Origin of the sequence: Megasphaera hutchinsoni, from assembly GCF_001553405.1 — a bacterium.
Classification (GTDB): Bacteria; Bacillota; Negativicutes; order Veillonellales; family Megasphaeraceae; genus Megasphaera; species Megasphaera hutchinsoni.
This window is the reverse complement of record NZ_KQ960941.1, coordinates 2966-6376: the sequence shown is the minus strand read 5'-3', so window position 1 is coordinate 6376 and position 3411 is coordinate 2966. Positions and strand designations below refer to the sequence as shown.

The 3411-nt window shown below is 40.5% G+C and carries 2 protein-coding genes; both read right to left on the bottom strand.

Annotation, left to right across the window (positions count from 1 at the left end):
• Nucleotides 1-196: hypothetical protein (locus HMPREF3182_RS07625; RefSeq protein WP_206445540.1), on the bottom strand; the 196-nt coding region annotated here is incomplete at its 3' end.
• Nucleotides 197-673: 477 nt separating this feature from the next.
• Nucleotides 674-3411, bottom strand: a 2738-nt coding sequence (locus HMPREF3182_RS03170) for a YadA-like family protein (RefSeq protein WP_206445539.1), incomplete at its 5' end; no start/stop codon positions are given.

Below are 3411 nucleotides of genomic sequence, written 5' to 3'. Positions count from 1 at the left end.
CCGTCTTTCCTTTATATGTAGTTAAATCGGTTTCTATATTTTTTACTTTTCCATCTAGGGCAGTTACTTGCCCAAATGCTTGCTCTGCCTTATTCTTAGCCTCTTGTATATCAGCTGCCTGATCTGCCATAACACCACTGCTCACCAATGACGCCAATAATGCACTTACTAAAATCGCCTTCTTTCTCATTTTCATTCTCATTTCCTCCATTGAATTAATTATATTTATTGCGAGATGTTTTTAATATTACCATAAGGCTTGTATAAAGTCAATATCCTTCTATTACAAATAAAATATTGTGTGCTATATCCTCTTTCTGTAATCAAATATAGTTAACTAATTATATACAACTAAATCATATCAATTTATATTTTATTTTCACAAAATACCGCTAATACTTGACTCTGCACTTATTACTTCCCCATCGCCGAAAATAAAAACCGGCCAAAGTAACTATTAAATTGTTTATAAAAATCACCATAACAAGGGTAATATCATATTATAAATCTCAATCAACTATTCTACCATGTTTTACTTCCTCAATTATTTTTTCTGCCTTTTCATTCCTACCATAAAGGATGTACATCAACGCTATATACCTGCAAATATCTACACCGAACACACAAAAAAAACAGCGAGGCTGTAACTTACCTCGCTGTTTCATCAGTATGATTAGGAATTAACCTGAGATTGTTTCGTATCTGGTACGTCATTAACGCGAACCCGATTAATCATATCGCCTTGTACATCACTTCTTAAGCGGTCTACGCGAATGCGTACATCTCTCACCTCTCTTATTTCATTTTCAAACTCGCTCAACGCTCTATCCATCGTATCATCGACAGCTGCCCCCTTCTTCAAGGCCGTATAAAGTAATTGAGCTATTTCATGACGTGTAAATTGTTTTTTATTCGCCATATCTTGGAATGCTCCGAGAAGCTCCTTCGCCTGCAACGTTTTAATGTAATGATATACCCAATGATTTTCCGGTACATCTGGATACATAGCAGGTGTATACAACGATTCTTTCGGTGCACCTACTTTCGTAAGCACTTGATTCATCTTTTCTTCCATACCATCTAATCGTGTTTTCAACGCTTTATTTTCTTTGCGTAAATCCAAGATTTCTTTAGCCATAGCAATGCGCGAATTGGTAATGTTATTATTACCTCGTCCCATTTTAAGGCTTACACCAATGTTAAACATATTATTATCATTGCCTAATGTACCGCCAACGCTAACCATAGAGCTTTCACTTGGTCTATAATATGCTCCTAGTGCAAACGCACCATTGCCACTATAACTACCATAAGCCGCAGAAAAATCCCATTTATCATCGGGGTCAAAATCAAGCGGATGAAGTCCTGCTAAGGCACTCGCGCCAGCCCCTACACGATTTATATGAGCTCCTAAGAGTGTAACCCGCATTTCTGTACCAAAGAGTTGTGCCCCATTAACAGCGTCTTGGCTATTTGCGGCAATAACGCCCGGTGCGACATGATGAATAGCTTTACCACCGGCATCGATACCTGCTTTGGTCACAGCCGGTCCATTCTTGATAGTAAGACCCGTTTCATTCAAGGTCACATCACCCATCTTCATGGATTTAGTTTCGATGGTATCCGCTTTAAGTGCTTTCGTTTCTACCCGTTCGAGGTTCTTCAACTCTTTAGCCAGTTTCACCGTCATCTTACCGTTTGCCTTGTCTGTGACAACTCCGATATTACCATCAGAAAGCTTGGTAGCATCTTTCACTCCGCCTTCAATGGAAAGGGTTTCGTTCAATTTACGATTGACTACATCACCGCTGTCACCGGCAAACTTCATGCCGTCATTCATCGTTGCCAATTCATTGACTTTATCGCCATCTTTGACAACAATACGTGTTTCTCCATCTTTGCCGTCAACGCCGACCTTGCCATCTTTGGTCGTAATTTGAACTGTATTTTTACCGTCTTTACCTTTCATGCCGATAGAACCGTCTTGACCGTTCAACGTAACACTATTACCGTCTTTACCGGTAACACCCATCTTGCCGTTTTTACCGTCAAGGGAAATCGTATTTTTCTTACCGTCTTTATCAGTAGCACCGTTAATAGTCGTAGTACCGTCTTTACCGTTGATCATAACGGAAGCACCATCTCTACCATCAGCACCTTTTGGTCCTTGAGCTCCGATTGTACCATCTTTAGCATTCATAGTAACCGTTGTACCATCTGTGCCTTTACCGCCGATGGTGCCGTCTTTACCATTCATGGTAACGCTTGTACCATCTGTGCCTTTAGCGCCCACAGTACCATCTTTACCGTTCATAGTAACCGTTGTACCATCTGTGCCTTTAGTTTCAACGATACCATCCTTGCCATTCATGGTAATGGATTCTCCATCTTTGCCATTAACAACTAATTTACCATCTTTTTCACCTTTTTTACCGATTTCGATATTATCTTTCATCGCATAGGTAATCTTCTTGGTATCTTTGTCAATAGTAGCAATCAAACCATTGCCGGCGGCAAATTCTACGGTTTCTTTCTTATCCTTACCTAAGGCAACATTAGCTCTGTTTTTCGGTGTATCTTCTCCTACCAATATATCAAAACCTTGATTTGTCTTGTAAAGTTGACCGCCGTTCACAGCATCTTTTGAATCTTTACTAATATCACCATCTGTAATAGAGGTTAGTTTATTGCCGCCATTATCTAGTCCTTTGTCGGTTAAAGAAACAGCTTTCTTATCTTTTGCCTGAATGGTAATACCGCCCTTATTGATAACAGTCGTGTTACCTTTTCCGTCAGTGGTTGTTACACCATCGGCTGTGGTGGTAGTACTATTCCCTTTTCCATCAGTAGTTGTTACGCCTGTAGCGTTTGTAGTAGTTGTATTACCCTTAGTATCGGTTGTAGTTGTGCCGGCACCGGTCATATTGGTCGTATTACCTTGATCGTCCTTCGTTTCTACACTTGTCAAGTCTTTCAAGTCTTTTGCCAATTTAACTGACATCTTGCCATTTGCTGCATCGGTTACTACGCCGATATTCTTATCAGATAATTTTGTTGTATCTGCACCGCCTTCAATGGAAAGGGTTTCATTCAATTTACGGTTGACTACATCGCCACTATCACCCTTGAATTTCAAGCCATCATTCATGGTAGCTAATTCATTGACTTTATCGCCTTCTTTGACAACAACGCGGGTTGTACCGTTCGTGCCATCTATGCCGACGTTACCTTCTTGCGTGCCTATGGTGACTTTATTTTTACCGTCTTTACCGTTCATATCGATAGTGCCGTCTTTACCATTTAATACAACTGCACTGCCATCAGCGCCTTTTGCACCGACAGTACCGGCATCTGCATTCATTTCAAACGCATTGCCACTCTTACCATCGCCGCGAACACTACCATCTTTAC